This window comes from Kribbella sancticallisti, assembly GCF_039530625.1.
GTDB lineage: Bacteria > Actinomycetota > Actinomycetes > Propionibacteriales > Kribbellaceae > Kribbella > Kribbella sancticallisti.
Window position 1 is genome coordinate 165,760 of record NZ_BAAAOS010000007.1, and the last position, 19,225, is coordinate 184,984.

A 19,225-nucleotide genomic window follows, 5' to 3' on the forward strand; every position below is an offset into this window, starting at 1 on the left:
ACGGGGTTCAAGATCAAAGGCGGAAGCTGCCAAGCCCAGCACGAGCCTGCGAGTGGCTGAGGCAAGGGCTTGGGTGCGGCGTGAGCGGTCTAGGAGCGGAGGTGGAGGCGGCGGGCGGCTTCGGCTATGGAGCCGGAGACCGAGGGGTAGACGGTGAAGGACTGCGCCATCTGGTCGACGGTGAGCTTGGCTCCTACCGCCAGAGCGATCGGGTGGATCAGCTCGCTCGCCCGCGGGGCGACGACCACGCCGCCGACGATGATGCCGGTGTTCGGCAGGCAGAAGAGCTTGACGAAACCGTCGCGGTTGCCCTGCATCTTCGCCCGGGCGTTGTCCCGCAGCGGCACCTTGACCACCATCGCCGTGCTGTCGCCCGCGTCCAGCGTCGCCTGGGTCAGACCGACCGTGGCGATCTCGGGCGCGGTGAAGACGTTCGAGGAGACGGTCGACAGGTTCAGCGGCGCCACCGCGTCGCCGAGCGCGTGCGACATCGCGATCCGGCCCTGCATCGCGGCGACCGACGCGAGCATCAGTACTCCGGTGCAGTCGCCGGCGGCGTACACCCCGCGCGCGCTGGTCCGGGACACCTTGTCGACCGTGATGAAGCCGCCGTCACCCAGCGACACGCCCGACTCGACGAGTCCCATGTCCTCGGTGTTCGGCAGCGAACCGACGGCCAGCAGCGCGTGCGAGCCCTCGACCTTGGTGCCGTCTGTCAGCGTCACCACGACACCGTCGCCCTGCCGCTTCACCGACTCCGCCCGGGACTTGCCGAGCACGGTCATCCCGCGCCGCTTGAAGACGTCCTCCAGTACGCCGGCCGCGTCCTGGTCCTCCCCCGGCAGCACCCGGTCCCGCGAGGACACCAGCACCACGTCGCTGCCGAGCGCGTCGTACGCGCTGGCGAACTCCGCACCGGTGACACCGGACCCGACCACGATCAGCCGCTCGGGCAGTTCCTCGAGCTCGTAGACCTGCTCCCAGGTGAGGATCCGCTCGCCGTCCGGCTCGGAGCCCTTGAGGATGCGAGGCCTTGCTCCGGTGGCGATCAGCACCACGTCGGCGTCCAGCCGCTCGTCGCCGACGACCACGGCCTCCGGCCCGTCCAGCCGGCCGCGGCCGTTGATCACCCGGACCTTGTCGTCGGCCAGGCGCCGGCTGATGCCCTCCGACTGAGCCGCCGCCAGCGCCTTGACCCGTTGGTTGACCACGGCAAGCTCGACCCGCACGGAGTTCGCCGGATCGTCGTCGCCGTCCTCGACCCGGAGGCCGAGCTGGCCGGCCTCCTCGACTTCCGTCATCACCTCCGCGGTGGCGATCAGCGTCTTGCTCGGGACGCAGTCCGTGAGCACGCACGAACCGCCGATCCCGTCGGAGTCGACGATTGTCACCTCCGCCCCTAATTGGGCGGCCGCACTCGCCGCTTCGTACCCGCCAGGACCGCCACCGATGATCACAACTCGCGCCACGAGACGCCATTGTTCCGTATCCTCTGACATCGTGACCCTGTACGCCGCGTTTGCGTCGAATCTGGACCCGAACCTGATGGCCGAGCGTTGCCCGTACTCGCCCCTGCGCGGGACCGGGTGGATCGTCGGCTGGCGCCTCACCTTCGGAGGCGAGGAACTCGGCTGGGAGGGCTCGATGGCGACCGTCGTCGAGGACCCGTCCGACCCGACGAACCAGGTTTTCGTCGCCCTGTACGACGTCAGCCCGAAGGACATCAAGCGCCTGGACGAGTGGGAGTGGATCGACCAGGGCGTCTACCGCAAGATCCAGGTCCGGGTGCAGACCCTGGACGGCGAGCAACTGGCCTGGATGTACGTGCTGAACGCCTACGAGGGCGGCCTGCCCTCGGCGCGGTACCTGGGCATCCTCGCCGAGGCGGCCGAAGCCGCCGGAGCGCCGGACGACTACGTGGCGGACCTGCGCGCCCGCCCCTGCCAGAGCTCGGGTCACTAAGGCGCCAGGCTCGCGCAGTACCGGGCGGTATCGTGCGGTGGTGACCGTCAACGATGCCGCTCTGATCCGTACCGCCGCCCAGGCCTGGCTCGCCGAGGACCCCGATCCCGACACGCGCGCCGAGCTCCAGGAGCTGCTGGAGACCGGAGCCGACGCCGAACTGGCCGACCGCTTCTCCGGAAAGCTCGAATTCGGTACCGCGGGCCTGCGCGGCGCCGTGGGAGCCGGGCCGAACCGGATGAACCGGCTGGTCGTGATCCGGGCCGCCGCCGGGCTGGCCGCCTACCTGACGGCGAACGGGCTCACCGACGGCCCCGTACTGATCGGGTACGACGCCCGCCACAAGTCCGACGTGTTCGCGGAGGACACGGCGGCGGTGATCCGCGGCGCCGGGCTGGACGCGGTACTGCTGGACCGGCCGACGCCGACCCCGGTCATCGCCTTCGGGATCCGGCATCTGAAAGCGGTTGCCGGAGTGGTGGTCACGGCCTCCCACAATCCCCCGCAGGACAACGGCTACAAGGTGTACCTCGGCGACGGCTCCCAGATCGTGCCGCCGGCGGACGCCGAGATCGCGGCCGCCATCGACGCTGTCGGTGCGCTGGACACGGTGGCCCGAGGTGACGACTGGCAGACCGCCGGAGACGACCTGCTGAACGCCTACCTCGACCGGATCGCCACTCTGGTGCCGGAGGACGCTCCGCGGGAGCTGAAGGTGGCGTACACGCCGCTGCACGGCGTCGGGCGGGTCCTCGTCGAGGCGGCTGTCCAGCGGGCCGGGTTCGCGGTACCGGCGGTGGTGGCGTCGCAGGCCGACCCGGATCCGGACTTCCCGACGGTGTCCTTCCCGAACCCTGAGGAGCCGGGCGCGATCGACGCGGCGCTGGAGCTGGCGCGCTCCGAGGGTGCGGATCTGGCCGTCGCCAATGATCCTGACGCCGACCGGTGCGCGGTCGCAGTACCGGACGCCGCCGCGGACGGAGGCTGGCGGATGCTGCGCGGGGACGAGCTCGGTTCGCTGCTGGGTGAGTTCCTGCTGTCCTCGCGGCCCGAGGGTGTCGCGGCATGCTCGATCGTGTCGTCGTCGCTGCTGGGGAAGATCGCGGCGGAGTACGGGGTGGGGTATGTCGACACGCTGACCGGGTTCAAGTGGATCGGGCGGGTGCCGGGGCTGGTCTTCGGGTACGAGGAGGCGCTCGGGTACTGCGTTGATCCGGAGGCGGTGAAGGACAAGGACGGGGTGTCGACGCTGGTCCGGGTACTGCAGCTCGGTGCTCAGGCGAAGGCCTCGGGGCGGACGTTGCTGGATCTGCTGGACGATCTCGCCAAGAAGTACGGGTTGCACGCGACGGATCAGCTGGCCGCGCGGGTGGAGGATCTCAGTCTGATCGCGGCCGCGATGGAGCGGCTGCGGAGTACGCCGCCGACGGTGCTGGGTGGGCACGGGGTCGAGCGGGTTGATGATCTGAGCGAGGGCAGCGAGCAGCTGCCGGCGACTGATGGGCTGCGGTATCACCTGTCGGAGGGCGCTCGGGTGATCGTGCGGCCGTCCGGCACTGAGCCGAAGATCAAGTGCTACCTGGAGGTCGTCATTCCGGTCGAGGGTGACGACGTTGCCGCCGCGAGAGTCCAGGCTGCCAAGGAATTGACCGCGATCAAGCTGGATCTGGCGACCGCCGCGGGGATCTGAGCGACCGAGCACAGCGGAAGGGCCCCTGGTTCGCAGGGGCCCTTCGGCTGAAGTTTGTGTGGGCCGTCAGCGGACGGTGGCGGCTTCTTCTTCGGCTTGTTCGGCGCGCAGGGAGCTCTGCAGGGAGGAGTGCAGGATCTTCAGGGTGCTGGTGGACTGCATCAGTGCCTCGCGCTCGTCCGGGTTGCGGTTCGCCAGCGAGGTGATCTCGTCGATGCCGGCCGCGATCCGCGCGAGCCGGTCGGCGACCGTGCCCTCGAGGCTGCTGGCCCGGCGGACCGCGTCGGAGGTGACCGTCCAGACGTCCTCGCGGTCGTTCGTGCGGCGGGACAGGTCGACCATCTGGCCGAGCGCGGCCAGATCCTTGTCGATCTGGGCGCGGTCCACCGACGAGGTGATCCCCGCGGTCCCCTGGCGCAGCCGGGTGACGTGCCCGGACAGCTCGGACCAGCTGCACTTGCCGCTCTTGATCTTGTCCAGCACCTTGGTGTACTCGGTGTTGAACTCGTCGTAGTTCACGATCCTTGACTCCTGCCGTTCGTGGGTCGACCAAGACTGTAAGGCGTGCGGACCCGAAACACGGTAACCACACGATCGCAGATCGTGAACGTGTCGGCAAAACGCGAGCCGCCTGGAACGGCAACGCGTTCCAGGCGGCTTTGTTACGGGCTGGAGCCAGTCAGGTCAGGAGACCCGGCTGGACGCTGCGTTCCAAGTGTTGCAGCGACCGGCATACGTCTTCGAACTGGCCGCGTAGAAGCCGGTGTTCGACCACCAGCCGTGGTTGGCGAACGAGCCGTGGTCGCGCGGGTGGCCGGCCATGTCGCCGGAGTGAGTGACGAGGTACTGCCACTGGGTGTAGAGGCCGCCGCTCATCGGGTAGTACCGCTTGTTGGCGCCGATGTAGGCCGAGCCGAGGCAGGATGCCTGCAGCTCACGGCGACGGTTCTCCTCGAGCTTGGCGGCGCTGGTGCTGAACGCGCGCTGGCGGGTCCAGGAGGCGTTCAGGATGCCGGTCACGAACTGCACGTGGTGGCCGTACTCGTGGGCCAGCGTGTTGGTCGCGTACGCGCGGGCGTAGGTCGGGCTCTGCTTCCACAGCGAGGCGATGTAGCCCCACGGGATGTAGATCTGGCCGTTCTTGTAGCCGCAGTAGTACGACGTCGGGCCGCTGACGACACCGCAGTGCGTGTTGACCTTGCTGTAGTTGTGGATGATCAGCGTCGGCTTGAGGCTGTAGTTCGCTCCGGCCGCCTTCAGCACCGGCGCCCAGGCCGCCCACATGCAGGTCAGCAACTGCTTGTCGTACGCCGAGACCCCGGCGGCCGTGCGCAGCGAGACGTTGACCTCTTTGCACTTCGACGGCGGGATCGCGGGGGTCTTGTACAACCGGTTGTAGCGGACGATGTTCGTCGTCGAGCTCGCGGCGACGGACCGCTGAGTGCTCTCTGCCTGGACCGACTGCGGGGTCTCGGCGGATTTGCTCTGCACCGGCGTCGGCTCACCTGCCGTGGCGCGGGACTGAACGGCCTGGGCGGGCATCGCCAGAGCCGCGAACCCGGCGACGGCAACGGTGCCGGCCAGGAAACGCAGCTTCTTGCTGGAGAGGTTGACCATGAGCTCCACTCTCGGGGGTCGGGGACTAACGGGGTACATCCTGGTGACGCAGGGGTTCACCCAGGGCCGGACACGGAGAGTCCGACGCCACCGATCGCGGTGAGGTTCCCCTCAACCGCCGGCTCTCTCCCGAGGAACGCCAACCACACAAGGCTTGTGGAGAACCTTCAGGCCACGTCAGCGCAGGATTTCGGCCAGCAGGGCGATGAGTGCGAGGACTGCCGCGATGGCCAGTTCGGGGCGGGCCCAGGCGGTGGTCACCTCGGCGTCGGGGGCGGCCGAAGCGGCGTACCGGCTGAGGTGGTTGTCGATTCGGTCGACGACGAAGTCCGCGCGGGAGACCGAGCTGTCCGCGCCGGCCTTGCGGCTGGCGACGCGCTGTTTGCGCAGGTCGCGCATCACCAGTTGGACGCCGGGGCAGCGCAGCTTCCGGTCGCCGAGGTGGACCCGCAGGATGTCGGTGACGTCGACCCCGGTGATCTTGTTCCACGGCACCACGTGATCGCGCAGGTGGTTACGGATCCGTAGGTTCTGAGGGCTCAGCGTGACGGACGGGCGGACCAGGCCGACGTACGCGATGACCATCAGGATCCCGATCAGGGCCGCGACCTCCAGGCCGCCCAGGGTGCGCCACTCCAGCAGGATGTCGATCAGACCGAGTACGCCGATCGCCATCACCACGACGCCGGTGATCCGGTTCGACGCCGACAGGTACTGCTCGTTCTCGCTGGGCTTCGCTTTCACCCGGACAAGGTAGCCGGACACCCCTCAGCAGCCTAGATTCGCGGGGGCCGGAGGCCGCACCTGTTGCCTAGCTGGTATCTCCTCCAGCGCGGGAACGAGCGGCCTGGAACGGCATTAGACTGCTGAGGGTGACCACTACCGACAGCGGCCTTGCGACTGGCGCGGACAGTCTCGCCGACGTGACCTCGTCCGAGGACCGGCTGCGCCGGTTCCTGCTGGGCCTGCCGGGCGTCGACCAGGTCGGCGCCGAGGCCCGGGCCGCCACCCTGAGCACCCGGTCCATCAAGACCACGGCGAAGGCGTACGCGCTCGACCTGGCCATCCAGATGATCGACCTGACCACGCTGGAGGGCCAGGACACCCCGGGCAAGGTGCGCGCGCTGTGCGCGAAGGCGAAACGCCCGGACCCGGCCGACCCGACCGCGCCGCAGGTGGCCGCGGTCTGCGTGTACCCCGACCTGGTGGCCACCGCGAAGTTCGAGCTGCGCGGTACCGGGATCAATGTGGCGAGCGTGGCCACCGCGTTCCCCAGCGGGCGTTCCAGCCTCGCGATCAAAGTGCAGGACACCAAGGACGCGGTCGCCTCCGGGGCCGACGAGGTGGACATGGTGATCGACCGGGGCGCCTTCCTGTCCGGTCGGTACGGTCTGGTCTTCGACGAGATCGCCGCGATCCGTGAGGCGGCCGGCGACGCGCACCTGAAGGTGATCCTGGAGACCGGCGAACTGGTCACCTACGACAACGTCCGGCGGGCGTCCTGGCTGGCGATGCTGGCCGGCGCCGACTTCATCAAGACTTCAACCGGCAAGGTGTCCCCGGCCGCGACCCTGCCGGTCACGCTGGTGATGCTGGAGGCCGTCCGGGACTACCACGAGGCGACCGGCCTGCACATCGGCGTGAAGCCGGCCGGCGGGATCCGGACCGCCAAGGACGCGATCAAGTACCTGGTCACCGTCAACGAGACGGCCGGACCGGATTGGCTGGACCCGGAGCTGTTCCGCTTCGGGGCGTCCAGTCTGCTGAACGACCTGCTGATGCAACGCACCAAGCTGGCCACCGGGCACTACCCCGGACCCGACTACTTCACGCTGGACTGAGGCATGAGCAGATTCGAGTACGCACCCGCGCCGGAGTCCCGGGCGATCGTCGACATCAAGTCGTCGTACGGGTTGTTCATCAACGGCGCCTTCACCGAAGCGACGGACGGCAAGCCGTTCAAGACCGTGAGCCCCGCCTCCGAAGAGGTGCTGGCCGAGGTCAGCGAGGCCGGTCCGGCCGATATCGACCGCGCGGTCAAGGCGGCCCGGAAGGCCTACGACAAGGTCTGGGGCCCGATGGCGGGCCGGGACCGGGCGAAGTACCTGTACCGGATCGCCCGGCTGATCCAGGAGCGGTCGCGTGAGCTGGCGGTGCTGGAGTCGCTGGACAACGGCAAGCCGATCCGCGAGTCCCGCGACGTCGACCTGCCGCTGGTGGCCGCGCACTTCTTCTACTACGCGGGCTGGGCGGACAAGCTCGAGTACGCCGGGGCCGGTCCCGACCCGCGGCCGTTGGGTGTCGCCGCGCAGGTGATCCCGTGGAACTTCCCGCTGATGATGCTCGCGTGGAAGATCGCGCCGGCCCTCGCGGCGGGCAACACCGTCATCCTGAAGCCCGCCGAGACGACCCCGCTGACGGCGCTGGCCTTCGCGGAGATCTGCCAGCAGGCGGACCTGCCGCCGGGCGTGGTCAACATCGTCACCGGCGCCGGCCGGACCGGTCAGGCACTGGTCGAGCACGACGGCGTCGACAAGGTCGCGTTCACCGGGTCGACCGCGGTCGGCCGGGCGATCGCCAAGGCGGTCGCGGGCACGGACAAGAAGGTCACGCTCGAACTGGGCGGCAAGGCGGCAAACATCGTCTTCGAGGACGCCCCGATCGACCAGACCATCGAAGGCATCGTCAACGGCATTTTCTTCAACCAGGGCCACGTCTGCTGCGCCGGTTCGCGGCTGCTGGTCCAGGAGAGCGTGTACGACGAGGTGCTGGCCCGGCTGAAGCGCCGGATGTCCACGCTGCGGGTCGGTGACCCGCTGGACAAGAACACCGACATCGGCGCGATCAACTCGGCCGAGCAGTTGACCCGGATCCGCGAACTGTCCCAGATCGGCGAGGACGAGGGCTCCGAGCGCTGGTCGCCGGAGTGCGAGCTGCCGACCCAGGGCTTCTGGTTCCCGCCGACCGTGTTCACCGGCGTCTCCCAGGCGCACCGGATCGCCCGTGAGGAGATCTTCGGGCCGGTGCTGTCCGTGCTCACCTTCCGGACGCCGGCCGAGGCCGTGGAGAAGGCGAACAACACGCCGTTCGGGCTGTCCGCCGGGGTCTGGACCGACAAGGGCTCCCGGATCCTGTGGATGGCCAACCAGTTGCGCGCCGGCGTCGTCTGGGCCAACACGTTCAACCGCTTCGACCCGACCTCGCCGTTCGGCGGCTACAAGGAGTCGGGCTACGGCCGCGAGGGCGGCCGCCATGGTCTGGAGGCCTACCTTGCCCACTAAGGAGTCGTCGCAGCGCTTGGACGTGCGCAAGACCTACAAGCTGTACGTCGGCGGCGCCTTCCCGCGCAGCGAGTCCGGCCGGTCGTACGTGGTGAACGATGCCAAGGGCAAGTTCCTGGCCAACGCCTCGCAGGCGTCCCGCAAGGATGCCCGGGACGCAGTCGTCGCCGCCCGCAAGGCGTTCGGCGGCTGGTCCACCCGGACCGCGTACAACCGCGGCCAGGTGCTCTACCGGATCGCCGAGGTGATGGAGGGCCGGCACGAGCAGTTCAGCGCCGAGGTCGCATCGTCCGAGGGCCTGTCGATCAGCAAGGCGCGCGCGGTCGTCGACGCGTCGATCGACCGCTGGGTCTGGTACGCCGGCTGGGCCGACAAGCTGGCCCAGGTGGTCGGATCGAGCAACCCGGTGGCCGGCCCGTACTTCGACTTCTCGTTGCCCGAGGCAACCGGTGTGGTGGCGCTGCTGGCTCCGCAGGACTCCAGCCTGCTCGGCCTGACCAGCGTCATCGCCCCCGCGATCGTGTCCGGTAACACGGCGGTCGTGGTCACGTCCTTCGAGCGTCCGCTGCCGGCTGTGACGCTGGGCGAGGTGATGGCGACCTCGGACGTCCCGGGCGGCGTCGTCAACATCCTCACCGGTTCGGCGACGGAGGTCGGTCCCTGGCTGGCATCGCACGCCGATGTCAACGCCATCGACCTGGCCGGCATCTCGGATCACGAGGAAGCCACCGCCCTCGAAGCCGCCGCGGCCGAGAACCTCAAGCGGGTCCGCCGCCCTGCGGTCGAGGACTGGACGGAGAACCCCGGCCTGTCCCGCCTCACGCAGTACCTGGAACTGAAGACCGTCTGGCACCCGATCGGGGTCTAGGGCCGAACTGAGGTGACGCCATGCCGCCAAGGGAACTACCTTGGCGGCATGTTGTTTGCTGCCAAGCCGATTGCCGGCGACCGGGTCGCTGTGGTGTCACCTTCGGGCGGGTTGCCTGAGGTGTTCCCGGCGCCGTACGAGCTCGGGATCGACAGGTTGCGGGACCTCGGGCTCGAGCCGGTGGAGTATCCGAGCACGCGGAGGCTTCACGCGACGCCGGAGGAGCGGGCCCACGACCTGCACGCGGCCTGGGCCGATCCGACGATCCGGGCGGTGATCGCGACGATCGGTGGCGACGACCAGATCAGTGTGCTCAAGCACCTCGATCCGGCCGTCTTCCGGGCCGATCCGAAGCCGTTCTTCGGCTACAGCGACAACACGAACCTGCTGAACTTCCTGTATTCACTGGGACTTCCGGCCTTCCACGGCGGCAGCGTGATGGTGCAGTTCGGTCGTGGCGGTGCGATGCACCCCGACAGCGAGCGCTCCCTGCGGGCCGCCCTCTTCACCTCCGGCGACTTCGAGCTGACCCCGGCGACCGGCTGGACCGACCACGATCGCGACTGGGCCGACGCCACCAACCTCAAGACCGAGCCGGAGCTCTTCCCACCCACCGACTGGGGATGGCACGGCCCCTCGACACCCGTGGCCGGCAAGCTCTGGGGCGGTTGCCTGGAGATCCTCGACTGGCAACTCGCCGCCAATCGCTGGATGCTCCCGGCCGAGGAGTACTCCGGTGTCCTGTTCCTCGAAACCAGCGAGGAGCTTCCGTCCGCGGATCAGGTGTACCGGATTCTGCGGAACCTGGGAGAACGCGGTCTGCTGGCCCGGTTCGAGGCCGTGCTCTGGGGGCGCCCGAAGTCTTGGTCGCTCGAGCACCACACGAGCCCTGAAGAGTCCGCTGCGTATGTCGAAGCGCAGTACGCGGCCGCTCAGCGTGCGCTGGCGGAGTACGACCCGTCGGCCTTGCTGGTCACCGGTCTCGACATCGGGCACACCGATCCGCAGTTGGTGCTCCCCTACGGCGGCAGCGTCTCCATCGATCCGGTCGCTCGCCGGATCACCGTCACCTACTGATTTCAGCGGATCGTCGTGCGGGTGAGCGCGGGGTTGGGGTCGGGGTAGCAGGCGACCGGGGACTTGAGGGTGACGAACTTCCACTTGATCGTCGCCTGCAGGTTGAGGCCGGGATTGTCGAAGCTCGTGCCCTGCAGCCTGGTCTCGATCACCTTGCCGCGCGCGCCCGCCTTCAGGCGGACGGACAGCGACGGCAGTTGGTAGGTCGCGCCGCCGGGGATCGGCCCGCTCACCCGGACCGTGAGCACGCCGTTGTTCCGTTCGAGGGTCGGCGTCGAGCCGAGCCCGGAGCCGCCGGTCAGCCGGGCGCTGACGTACGAGGTGTTGTTCGGGATCGGGATCCGCAGCGACAGGTCGCGGACCTCCTTGAGCTTGAACCCCTTCACCTCACCGGGCAGTGAGCCGGGCTTGAGATCGACCGCGATCGTGAAGCGCGCACCGGGCGTCACGGTCGCCGGCGCCTTCGCGTCCACGCCCTGCCGCAACGAGAAGGTCTGCCGCCCGAACTTCGTGTCGGCCCGGCACGCATAACTGGCCGTCGGAACCCCCGGTACTGCGGGCTGCGGGCTCGCCGCCGCTGGAACAGTGACCGCCGGGAACAGCGCGACCGCGAGAACTGATGACTTGCGCAACCACATCATGATGCAGTGAGTAGTCATATGACTACCGTACGGAGTCAGGCGGTGCCCTGGCTGCCCACGTCTCGCCTGGTGATCAGCGGCCGATGAGGAACCAACTGCCGGCGGCGGCTGCCAGGAACAGGATCGGCAGGGAGAGGAGGAGCCAGCCGCGCCTGCTTCGGCGAGCTCGCGCCGCCTGGGCGACCGTAGTACCGACTTCGTCATGGTCGCTGAGGGTTGTGCGTTGCGCTGCCAGTACCGGCGCTTCCTGCTCCAGCCGGTAGGCCTCGGCCTCGAGCCGGTCGGCGAGCGAGTCCGCGCGGTTCCAGCGGTCGCCGACGCGATAGGCGAGAGTCCGCGCCAGGATTTCGTCGAGCTGGCCGATCGAATCGTGCAGAAGGGGCCGCAGGCTCGGCGGATTGCTGTCCGGGTCGCGCTGGAGCACGTCAGTGATCGAGGACGCGACGAAGGGCGGCCGGCCGGTCATCAGGGCGTAGGTCACCGCACCGACCGCGTAGACGTCGGCCCGCTCGTCGAAACCACCGTCTCCGCGACCCTGCTCCGGAGCCATGTACGACGGGGTGCCCACGGCCTGGGTCAGTCCGGACGCCTCCGCGGCGCGCTTCGCCAGGCCGAGGTCGGCGAGCACGATCCGATGCGTACCGCCGCCGGACTCGACCGCCTGGGACGGCCGGAGCAGGAGGTTCGCCGGCGTGATGTCGCGGTGGACGACGCCCTCCTCGTGCAGGGCGGCGACGGCCCGGGCCAGGTCCGCGCCCCACCAGAGCGCGTCGGCCGGGTCGAGCGAGCCGTGCGAGAGCACCTCGGCGAGAGAGCCGCCGCTGACGTAGTCCATCACGAAGTACGGGCGGCCGTCGGGCAGTTGGCCGAGGTCGAACACCCGGACCACCCGGTCGCTGGCGATCCGGCGCATCAGCCGGGCCTCGGACAGGAACCGCTCGCGCACGTCCGCGCGCGAGGCCCAGTTGTCGGCCAGCACCTTGACGGCGACGTCCACGTCGAGGTCGTCGTCGTAGCCGCGCCAGACCGTCGCGAAGGCGCCTGCGCCGATTTTCGACTGCAGCCGGTAGCGTCCGATGACATCCATCCGGGCTATTGTCGACGACTGGGCGGGTGATGGCTAACACCGGCGCCGCCCGGCGACACGGAAAGGCGAGCTGGGGGAGCATGAACGAGGAGCTGGAAGACCTCGCGGCCAGGGCGGCGGCGGGCGACGAAAGCGTCGTGCCCGAACTGCTCCAGGCAATCCGCCCGCAGGTGCTGCGGCGGGTGGCGAAGTTCCTGCCGTTCCGCGAGGACGCCGAAGAGGCCGCGCAGGACACGCTGCTGACGGTGGCGACCAAGATCCACACCTTCAAGGGCACCGGCAGCTTCGCCGGCTGGCTGACCGTGGTCGCGACGAACTGTGCCCGGCAGACCTACCGCTCGCTGAAACGCCGCTCCGTCGAGCAGTCCGCAGAGGTGCTGCCGGAGTCGGTGGATCCGCGGACCACGTCGGTGATCGCCGGCTCCCGCCTCGACCTGCTGGAGGCACTGGAAGCACTCGAGGCGAACCACCCGCAGTTGGTCCAGCCGCTCGTCCTCCGCGACCTCGGCGCGATGACGTACGCCGAGATCGCCGACGAACTGGCCGTCCCCCTCGGCACCGTCAAGGCCCGCATCCACCAGGCCCGCAAGGAAGTAGCCGAACACCTCACCATCCGCTGACCGCAAAACACCGCGCCTGAAGGCGAAGGCCTTCAGGCGCGGTGTGGTTGGAAGAATGTCAGCGGAGGTTCTGTCGCTGGGCTCCGGGGTCGATGGTCTTGGCGGTGGTCTGCGCGACGGCCGGGTTGGCCGCTACGCCCATCCACTGCTGCAGGATCTGGGTCGCCTCCGTGCGCTCGGCGGCCGGCAGGCCGCCGATGTTGGAGCCGTGGTTGCCGTTCGGAACCGTGTACCAGTGCGAGTCACGCGTCCCCGGGCCCGGCTCGAACTTCTCCGCGCTCCACGGGTCGTTCTCGCCGTACACGAACAGCATCCGCTGTCCGGAGAACCGCAGCCACAGGTCCACGTCGAGCATCGCGGTCTCCTCGTGCCGGGGCTCGATCGCGTCCGGTACAGCGGCCGGCGCGTCCCCCGCCTCGCGGTAGTGGAGCAGTCCCTTCAGCCAGGTGGTCTTGCTCGCCACGTCCGGCCAGTTCAGCTGCTGGGTCGCCTGGAAGTAGTACGGCAGGAACCCCGCGGTGCCCTCGTCGGTGTAGAACGACCAGCCGGAGATCCGGTCGATGAAGTCGAACAACTCCTGGTCCGTCGCCGCCGCGGTCCCCGGTACGGACGGGCAGTCCGCCTGCGACCCGTACTGCCAGAAGGCGAACGGCGTGTCCAGCACGGCCGCCTCGAACGCGCGATCCGCCGAGCCGAAGGTGGCGTCGTAGGTCAGCCCGTTCTGCGCCGCGTACGCGGTCAGCTTCGCGACCATCGCGGTCCGGCGGAGCAAGGAGTTGCGCTGCATGTTCCGCAGGGCCAGGTTGCAGCTCGCGTCGGTCCCGGCATTCTGGATGAAGTCGACGTAGTTGTCCTTGCGGTTGATCACGTCCTGCGGCGCCACGTAGGCCACGGTGGCGTCGACGTCGTTGGGGTAGAACCTGCGGTGGTACACCGAGGTCATGCCGCCCTTGCTGGCTCCCGTCGACACCCACTTGCCGGAGTACAGGGCCTGCTTGAAGGCTGTGACGATCCGGTGGTGGTCGCTCGCGGCCTGCCAGATGTTCAGCTTTGACCAGTCCTTGCTGGCCGGCGTCGAGGCGTTGAAGAACCGCTGCTCGACGTTCACCTGGTTGCCGTCGACCAAGCGGGTCGGCTCCGAGGTGAACGCGCCGCCGACGCCGCCGTACCCGGTCGTGTGCAGCACGGTCGGCCGATCGAAGCCGCGGTGCCACAACGTCACCCGCTGCTCGAACTTCTCGCCGTTCGGCTTCCGGTGGTCGGCGGGCTGCGTGTACTGCAGTACGAAGAACGGCTTGCCGGCCACGACGCTGCTGCTCTGGATCCGCAGGCCCGGGATGGTCGCGAGTTTCACGCTCACCTCCGCGACCGGATCAGCAGCCTGTACGACGGGCGCGGCCGCCGCCGTGGTGATCGCGGACCCCGCGACCAGCGCGACAGCCAACGCGACAAGGGGTAGACGGGTGAACCGGCGCATCGGCGAAGCTCCTCAGTGGTCGGGCGTCACATCGGGAAGAGCCTAGGCGCCACCACCGTGAACCGCGACCCGCTACGTCCGACCCTGGGGATAACCTTCGCGGGCCGCTTCGACGAGTCCGCCTGGGTCCCGCAGTCAGCGACCGAGCGCTGCATTCTCGTTGCGCGACGCAGAGCTACGGCGGCGTCTCCAGAGCAGCGGCGAGAGCGCGAGTGCGAGCGTGATCAGTACTGCACCTCCCCCGACTGCCAGGCCGAGTTCGAGTCCCGGGGGCTGGTAGTCGCAGCTGATCGTCCGGGTGGGGCCGGGCAGTTCGACCGCGAGTAGTCCGCCGTAATCTGCCGGCTCTTTCCACTCGCCGTCGTCGGTGGAACACCGCCAACCGGGCAGCCGACCGGTGCCGATCACCGCGATGCCGGTGCTACCGGATTTGAGGGTCGCGCGGATCGAATGCCCACCGGCCTGTACGGCGACCGCGCCGTTGGCCTCGAGCGTCGCGATGGCCTTCGCCAGCCGATCGGCGTCGAGGCAGCCCAGCGCACCCTCCGCCAGGTCAGCGGCCATCCGCTTGCCCCTGACCTCGACCGCGACCAGGCCGGATACCGGAACCTTGCCGAGCTCAACCATCGCGCTGCTCGTATAGACCCCCGGTCGGCGGGCTGCCGTCAGGGGCAACCAGTTCCCTCCGGTGAGTCGTGCCGTACCCCAGGCGTTCGGCAGGTGCAGGTACACGGTGGAACCGGGCCGGCAGGTGGCACTCAGGTTCTGCGTGCCGCGGCTGACCTTGGTCGCCTGGTACTGCGGCACCTCGTAGACCCTGGCTCCTAGGAGTCGCTCTTGGATGGCATAGGCGGTGGTGTTCGCCGGTGTCTCGGGGAGGGGTTCGGGACGCACCGTGACCAGGGGTGGCGTGTCCAGGCGGATGGTCGCCTCGGCTCGATCGAGTCTGGCGCCGATGGAGAAAATGGCGTTGGTGACGGGGTTGTCCATGGTGTAGGAGGCGCGGCCGTAGCCGGACCAGCCGAAGCCGAGCCCGGTCAGTGTGTGACTGAGGGTCTCGGGTAGCAGGCTGCTGTAGAAGCCGGGGCCCTGGCCGCCGAGCAGCATCGGATCGTTGGGGGTGGTGGTGGTGCCTGGGTCGGTGCGGTAGTTCGGCCAGCCGTTGGCGGCGGTGACGCTGTCGCGCAGTGCCTGTTGCCGTGCGCCCCAAGCTGGAGCGGAGGCGCCGAGGATATCGCTGCGCCGGTCGTCGACGACCACTGCGCTGTAGGTGAGCTCGGCTGCGGCGACGGCGATGAGTCCGACGCCTGCGAGCAGGGCTGTCGCTCGGTGGCGGCGAAGGTGTCTGAGGGCCAGCATCGCGACCACCAGCGCAGCAGCGGACAGCGCCAGCACGTGCAGCGAGTGGCGGGTCAGGAATTTGTGGTCTTGGACGTAGAAGCCGAGTGCCGTCAGGAGGAGGGTGGCTGAGGTGAGTGCGATCCAACTGGGTGGACGGTCGGCGGCCGAGAGCCAGGCGAGGATGACCAGGACGGCGCACAAGACGAAGGCTTGGCGGTACTGGCTGCCATTGGGGCTGTCGAAGCCATGCCAGACGACATGCGTAGGTTCCCACAGGAACGAGGCGCCGAGAGCCACGGCCAGCAGAGTCCAGACGATGCGGGTGCGGGCAGCGACGGTGCCGTTGAACGGCAGTGACAAGGCGAGCAGGAAGGCTGCGGTTCCGACGTACAGGCTGGCACTGCGGCCGACCCCCTCAGTCAACGGAATGAGGCGGGCGAGGAAGGTTTCGAACGGGACGGGGATGAAAGTCCCCGAGGGGGAGGGTGCGGCCAGGCCGTTGGCCTTGACTACTGGCAGCAGGATCGGGGCCGAGGCAGCGATGCCGAGGACCACGGTGACGCCGTGGCGTAGTACCGCGCGGAACCGGTCCGGCCAGCGCAGGTCGCCGGCGAGAATCCGGGCCAGGAGAACAAGGCCGCCGGCGATGGTGGCCATGTAGGCGGTGTAGAAGTTCGACATCCAGAACAAGGCGACGACAGTGACGCCGAGGATGCGGTGCTGCCGTTTGATCGACCATTCCGCGACCAGGCAGAACAACGGCAGGGCGATGAGGCCGTCGAGCCACATCGGCACGTAAGCGCCGTCGTCGATGGCCCAGCCGCACAGTCCGTAGGAGGCCCCCAACAGCGCCGCCAGCCAACGCGGTCCGGGGCGCATCCGGATCAGGTAGGCGGCCATTGCCGCCGCAGCCAGCGCCAGTTTCGCCACGGTGATGACGAACACAGCCAGGTCGATGCGGTCGCGGGGGAACACCCCGACCAGCAGTGACAGCGGGCTGCCCAGATCGACGCCGTAGTCGGCCCAGAACCCGACTCCGAAACCGCTTTGCCAGTTGAAGAACAGATCACCTTGGGCCTGGCCGTGCAACACGTCCCACAGATGCGCGAAGAAGGGCACGTACTGCGTACCCAGATCGTTCGTACTACGCGACGCGGCCCCGAAGGGAAAGGTCCCCCGCACCATCCCCGCCACCGAGAAGGCCACCGCCGCCAGTACACCGGCCAGCCAGATCTCCAGGCCCCGGATCCGCCAGGCCCTCACCGCGCAGGACCGGCCGGGCCGCCCGGTACGACGCCTGGCGGCGTCAGGTTGGTTTCTTTGACGAGGTAGTGCGGGCGCTGTTTGCTCTCATAGTAGATGCGGCCGATGTACTCGCCGATCACGCCCAGCATCACCATCTGCAGACCACCCAGCCCCGTGATCGCGGCAATCAAAGTGGCGTAGCCGGGCATCGTCACGCCCTGGGTCGCGGTCACTATGACGACCCAGATCGCGTAGGCCACCGCGATCAGGCTGAGCAGCGTGCCCATGTAGACCGCCGCCCGTAACGGCTTGTTGTTGAACGACAGCAGACCGTCCAGGCCGTACTCGAACAACTTGGGGAACGACCACCTGCTCCGGCCACCCTCGCGCTTCACGTTCTCGTACTCGAACACGGCCGACTCGAACCCGATCCAGGCGAACAACCCCTTGGAAAACCGGTTGTACTCCTCCAGCTTCAGCAACCCGTCCACCGCACGCCGCGAGATCAGCCGGAAGTCGCCCACCCCGTCCATCAACTCGACATCGGCCCACTTGTTGATCAACCAGTAGTAGGACCGCGCGAAGAACGTCCTGCTCGCCGGATCACCAGCCCTGGTCCGCCGCGCGATCACCTGATCGAAACCACGGCCGTGCAACTCCAGCATCCGCCCGATCAACTCCGGCGGGTGCTGCAGATCGGCATCCATCAAGATCACCGCGTCGCCACCGGCGTGGCGCAGGCCGGCCAACATCGCGGCTTCCTTGCCGAAGTTCCGGCTGAACGACAGGTACCGCACCGACGGATCAGCCGCGGCGATAGCGGCCACCGCCTCGAGCGTGCCGTCCTTGCTGCCGTCGTCGACGTAGATGACCTCGTACGGCTCGTCAGTGGCCGCCAGCTCACGACTGACCGCCTGATGGAACCGCTCGATGACGTCGACCTCGTTGAAACAAGGGACCACCAGCGTCAACCGCATTGCACTCCTAGCCTCGTCCGACCGGACTGATCCACTTCCCGCGAGGCGGTGCATCCGAACGGATCGCACGTACCGCCGTCTACCACGTGTCCGGAGGGGCGAACCGGTTCTATAGGGAGATGGTGGCCATCAGCAATAAGTTGCCTGCCGAGGAACAATTCGATGGAAACTGCTGGTGTCACTGCCTCGAGGCAGCCGGCGGCTGCGCTTCAGAAGGCCTCTCGGCGCGCTCGATCACCGCCCGGTCCACGGCGAACCGCGGGAAGATCCGGCTGGTGGTCATGGCGATCGCCATCCCCGACCGGATCGTCGCGGTGCCCGCGATCTCGGCGAAGAACCGGTCGCCGTACGGCGCGGTCAGCTCGGTCTGGGTCGGGTGCCAGCCCCCCGGCGGTGGCGAACAACTCGGTCACGCCGATGCTCGGATCGGTCATGATCCGGGACCAGGCTGCCTCCTTACCGTCGAGCCAGTCAGTCACCCGGAGCCGTCTGCGTCGCCGCGCCGTTCCCGAGCACGATCCAGTCCTCGGGGCACTTCACCGTGATCGTCTACGGCGCCTTCAGATCCGGCTGATCGAAACAGGCGAAGTACCGCGGCGCGGACTCCAGCGAGGACATCCCGTACTAATCCACCCGCCCATCCGCCGCATCGACCGACCGCACCATCCCCTCACCGTCAGCCGAGTACTTCATCCGCGCCTCAACGACGAGTTCGTTCTCGGCCTGCAGCCCTTCCAGCCACAACCGCCCGTCATCCAGCCCGCCCACCTCGACACCGACCCCGTTGAGCAACACCGAGACAAGCTCATCCGGCTTCACGTCGACGAACGTCCGGTCCGCGGCCGCCGCGAACCGAACTGTGCTCACCGCCCCGAAGACCTTCTCCCCCAACGTCAGATCGAAGGCGATCCGGTAGGACCGAACATCAAGAACAGCGGCCCGGTAAGGGCTTCTTTCACAGTGAGAGCAGGCATACCCGGACGCTAGCAACCCCTGGTCTAAACAGGCCGATCGCGCTCATGGCGGAGGTACAGGCCACGCACCCAAGATCGCACCCACCCGGCTAGTCGGCTTCGTTGCGCTGTTCAGGTGTGGCCTCCGAAGCTGCCTTCCGCCGCCGGATCTGCAGCGTCGCGGCAGTCGTCGAGAAAATCAGGGCGAGTGCGCCGATCCAGTACAGGATGCTGAGTTCTTCCGTATACCCGACACCCATCGCGATGAAGCTCGCGGCCACCGCGACGAACCAGAAATCACTGACCTGGTCGCGCCGCGCGCCTACGTACCACAAGCCGGGAGCTGCCACGACGATCGCAACGAGAACCAGCGACTGTTCGTCGGCCAT

18 protein-coding genes are annotated in these 19,225 nt (G+C 68.4%); 7 read left to right on the forward strand and 11 right to left on the reverse strand.

Annotated elements, in window-relative coordinates; genetic code table 11:
• Positions 1-89 precede the first annotated feature (89 nt).
• Positions 90-1,469 (reverse strand): NAD(P)H-quinone dehydrogenase, encoded by a 1,380-nt coding sequence (locus ABD255_RS03955; RefSeq protein ID WP_344210532.1) that lies wholly within the window; start codon positions 1,467-1,469, stop codon positions 90-92.
• Positions 1,470-1,500: 31 nt separating this feature from the next.
• On the opposite strand from ABD255_RS03955, the gene ABD255_RS03960 reads away from it, so the two are divergent.
• Both ABD255_RS03960 and ABD255_RS03965 read left to right on the forward strand, forming a co-directional pair.
• Entirely contained in the window at positions 1,501-1,962 is a 462-nt protein-coding gene (locus tag ABD255_RS03960) for a gamma-glutamylcyclotransferase family protein (RefSeq protein ID WP_344209817.1), read from the forward strand.
• Positions 1,963-1,999: 37 nt separating this feature from the next.
• Positions 2,000-3,652 carry a phospho-sugar mutase gene (locus ABD255_RS03965; protein WP_344209819.1) on the forward strand — a complete coding sequence of 551 codons (1,653 nt, stop codon included), beginning with the start codon at positions 2,000-2,002 and terminating at the stop codon, positions 3,650-3,652.
• A gap of 66 nt (positions 3,653-3,718) precedes the next feature.
• Here the strand turns inward: ABD255_RS03965 and ABD255_RS03970 are convergent, their stop codons facing one another.
• The 3 genes from ABD255_RS03970 to ABD255_RS03980 all read right to left on the reverse strand — a co-directional run bounded on the left by ABD255_RS03970 (position 3,719) and on the right by ABD255_RS03980 (position 6,013).
• Positions 3,719-4,171 carry a hypothetical protein gene (locus ABD255_RS03970; RefSeq protein ID WP_344209821.1) on the reverse strand — a complete coding sequence of 151 codons (453 nt, stop codon included), beginning with the start codon at positions 4,169-4,171 and terminating at the stop codon, positions 3,719-3,721.
• Between the two features lie 165 nt (positions 4,172-4,336).
• Entirely contained in the window at positions 4,337-5,269 is a 933-nt protein-coding gene (locus ABD255_RS03975) for a neutral zinc metallopeptidase (protein ID WP_344209823.1), read from the reverse strand.
• Between the two features lie 177 nt (positions 5,270-5,446).
• Positions 5,447-6,013 carry a PH domain-containing protein gene (locus tag ABD255_RS03980; protein WP_344209825.1) on the reverse strand — a complete coding sequence of 189 codons (567 nt, stop codon included), beginning with the start codon at positions 6,011-6,013 and terminating at the stop codon, positions 5,447-5,449.
• A 128-nt stretch (positions 6,014-6,141) separates the two neighbouring features.
• On the opposite strand from ABD255_RS03980, the gene deoC reads away from it, so the two are divergent.
• Genes deoC through ABD255_RS04000 form a run of 4 tightly spaced genes read left to right on the forward strand, consistent with a single transcriptional unit; the run spans position 6,142 to position 10,495 of the window.
• Positions 6,142-7,110 (forward strand): deoxyribose-phosphate aldolase, encoded by a 969-nt coding sequence (gene deoC / locus ABD255_RS03985; protein ID WP_425554377.1) that lies wholly within the window; start codon positions 6,142-6,144, stop codon positions 7,108-7,110.
• A gap of 3 nt (positions 7,111-7,113) precedes the next feature.
• Positions 7,114-8,550 (forward strand): aldehyde dehydrogenase family protein, encoded by a 1,437-nt coding sequence (locus ABD255_RS03990; protein WP_344209827.1) that lies wholly within the window; start codon positions 7,114-7,116, stop codon positions 8,548-8,550.
• Positions 8,540-9,418 (forward strand): aldehyde dehydrogenase family protein, encoded by an 879-nt coding sequence (locus ABD255_RS03995; RefSeq protein ID WP_344209829.1) that lies wholly within the window; start codon positions 8,540-8,542, stop codon positions 9,416-9,418. The genes ABD255_RS03990 and ABD255_RS03995 overlap by 11 nt, the downstream gene beginning before the upstream one ends.
• A gap of 48 nt (positions 9,419-9,466) precedes the next feature.
• Complete coding sequence (locus ABD255_RS04000; RefSeq protein ID WP_344209831.1) at positions 9,467-10,495, forward strand: S66 family peptidase; 1,029 nt, start codon at positions 9,467-9,469, stop codon at positions 10,493-10,495.
• 2 nt (positions 10,496-10,497) lie between these two features.
• On the opposite strand, the gene ABD255_RS04005 is transcribed toward ABD255_RS04000, so the two are convergent.
• Both ABD255_RS04005 and ABD255_RS04010 read right to left on the reverse strand, forming a co-directional pair.
• Positions 10,498-11,154: a hypothetical protein gene (locus ABD255_RS04005; protein WP_344209833.1), complete on the reverse strand. Its 657-nt coding sequence runs from the start codon at positions 11,152-11,154 to the stop codon at positions 10,498-10,500.
• A gap of 55 nt (positions 11,155-11,209) precedes the next feature.
• The gene (locus ABD255_RS04010) at positions 11,210-12,223 is read right to left on the reverse strand and encodes a serine/threonine-protein kinase (protein ID WP_344209835.1); all 1,014 of its coding nucleotides are present in this window, start codon (positions 12,221-12,223) and stop codon (positions 11,210-11,212) included.
• Between the two features lie 80 nt (positions 12,224-12,303).
• On the opposite strand from ABD255_RS04010, the gene ABD255_RS04015 reads away from it, so the two are divergent.
• Entirely contained in the window at positions 12,304-12,843 is a 540-nt protein-coding gene (locus tag ABD255_RS04015) for an RNA polymerase sigma factor (RefSeq protein ID WP_344209837.1), read from the forward strand.
• Positions 12,844-12,901: 58 nt separating this feature from the next.
• Here the strand turns inward: ABD255_RS04015 and ABD255_RS04020 are convergent, their stop codons facing one another.
• The 5 genes from ABD255_RS04020 to ABD255_RS04040 all read right to left on the reverse strand — a co-directional run bounded on the left by ABD255_RS04020 (position 12,902) and on the right by ABD255_RS04040 (position 19,225).
• Positions 12,902-14,320, reverse strand: coding sequence for a S28 family serine protease (locus tag ABD255_RS04020; RefSeq protein ID WP_344209839.1), 1,419 nt, complete (start codon positions 14,318-14,320; stop codon positions 12,902-12,904).
• Positions 14,321-14,455: 135 nt separating this feature from the next.
• Positions 14,456-16,924 carry a YfhO family protein gene (locus ABD255_RS04025; RefSeq protein WP_344209842.1) on the reverse strand — a complete coding sequence of 823 codons (2,469 nt, stop codon included), beginning with the start codon at positions 16,922-16,924 and terminating at the stop codon, positions 14,456-14,458.
• Complete coding sequence (locus ABD255_RS04030) at positions 16,921-17,883, reverse strand: glycosyltransferase family 2 protein (protein WP_344209844.1); 963 nt, start codon at positions 17,881-17,883, stop codon at positions 16,921-16,923. The genes ABD255_RS04025 and ABD255_RS04030 overlap by 4 nt, the downstream gene beginning before the upstream one ends.
• Before the next feature lie 624 nt (positions 17,884-18,507).
• Positions 18,508-18,750: a hypothetical protein gene (locus tag ABD255_RS04035; protein ID WP_344209846.1), complete on the reverse strand. Its 243-nt coding sequence runs from the start codon at positions 18,748-18,750 to the stop codon at positions 18,508-18,510.
• Positions 18,751-18,946: 196 nt separating this feature from the next.
• Positions 18,947-19,225 carry a hypothetical protein gene (locus ABD255_RS04040; protein ID WP_344209848.1) on the reverse strand — a complete coding sequence of 93 codons (279 nt, stop codon included), beginning with the start codon at positions 19,223-19,225 and terminating at the stop codon, positions 18,947-18,949.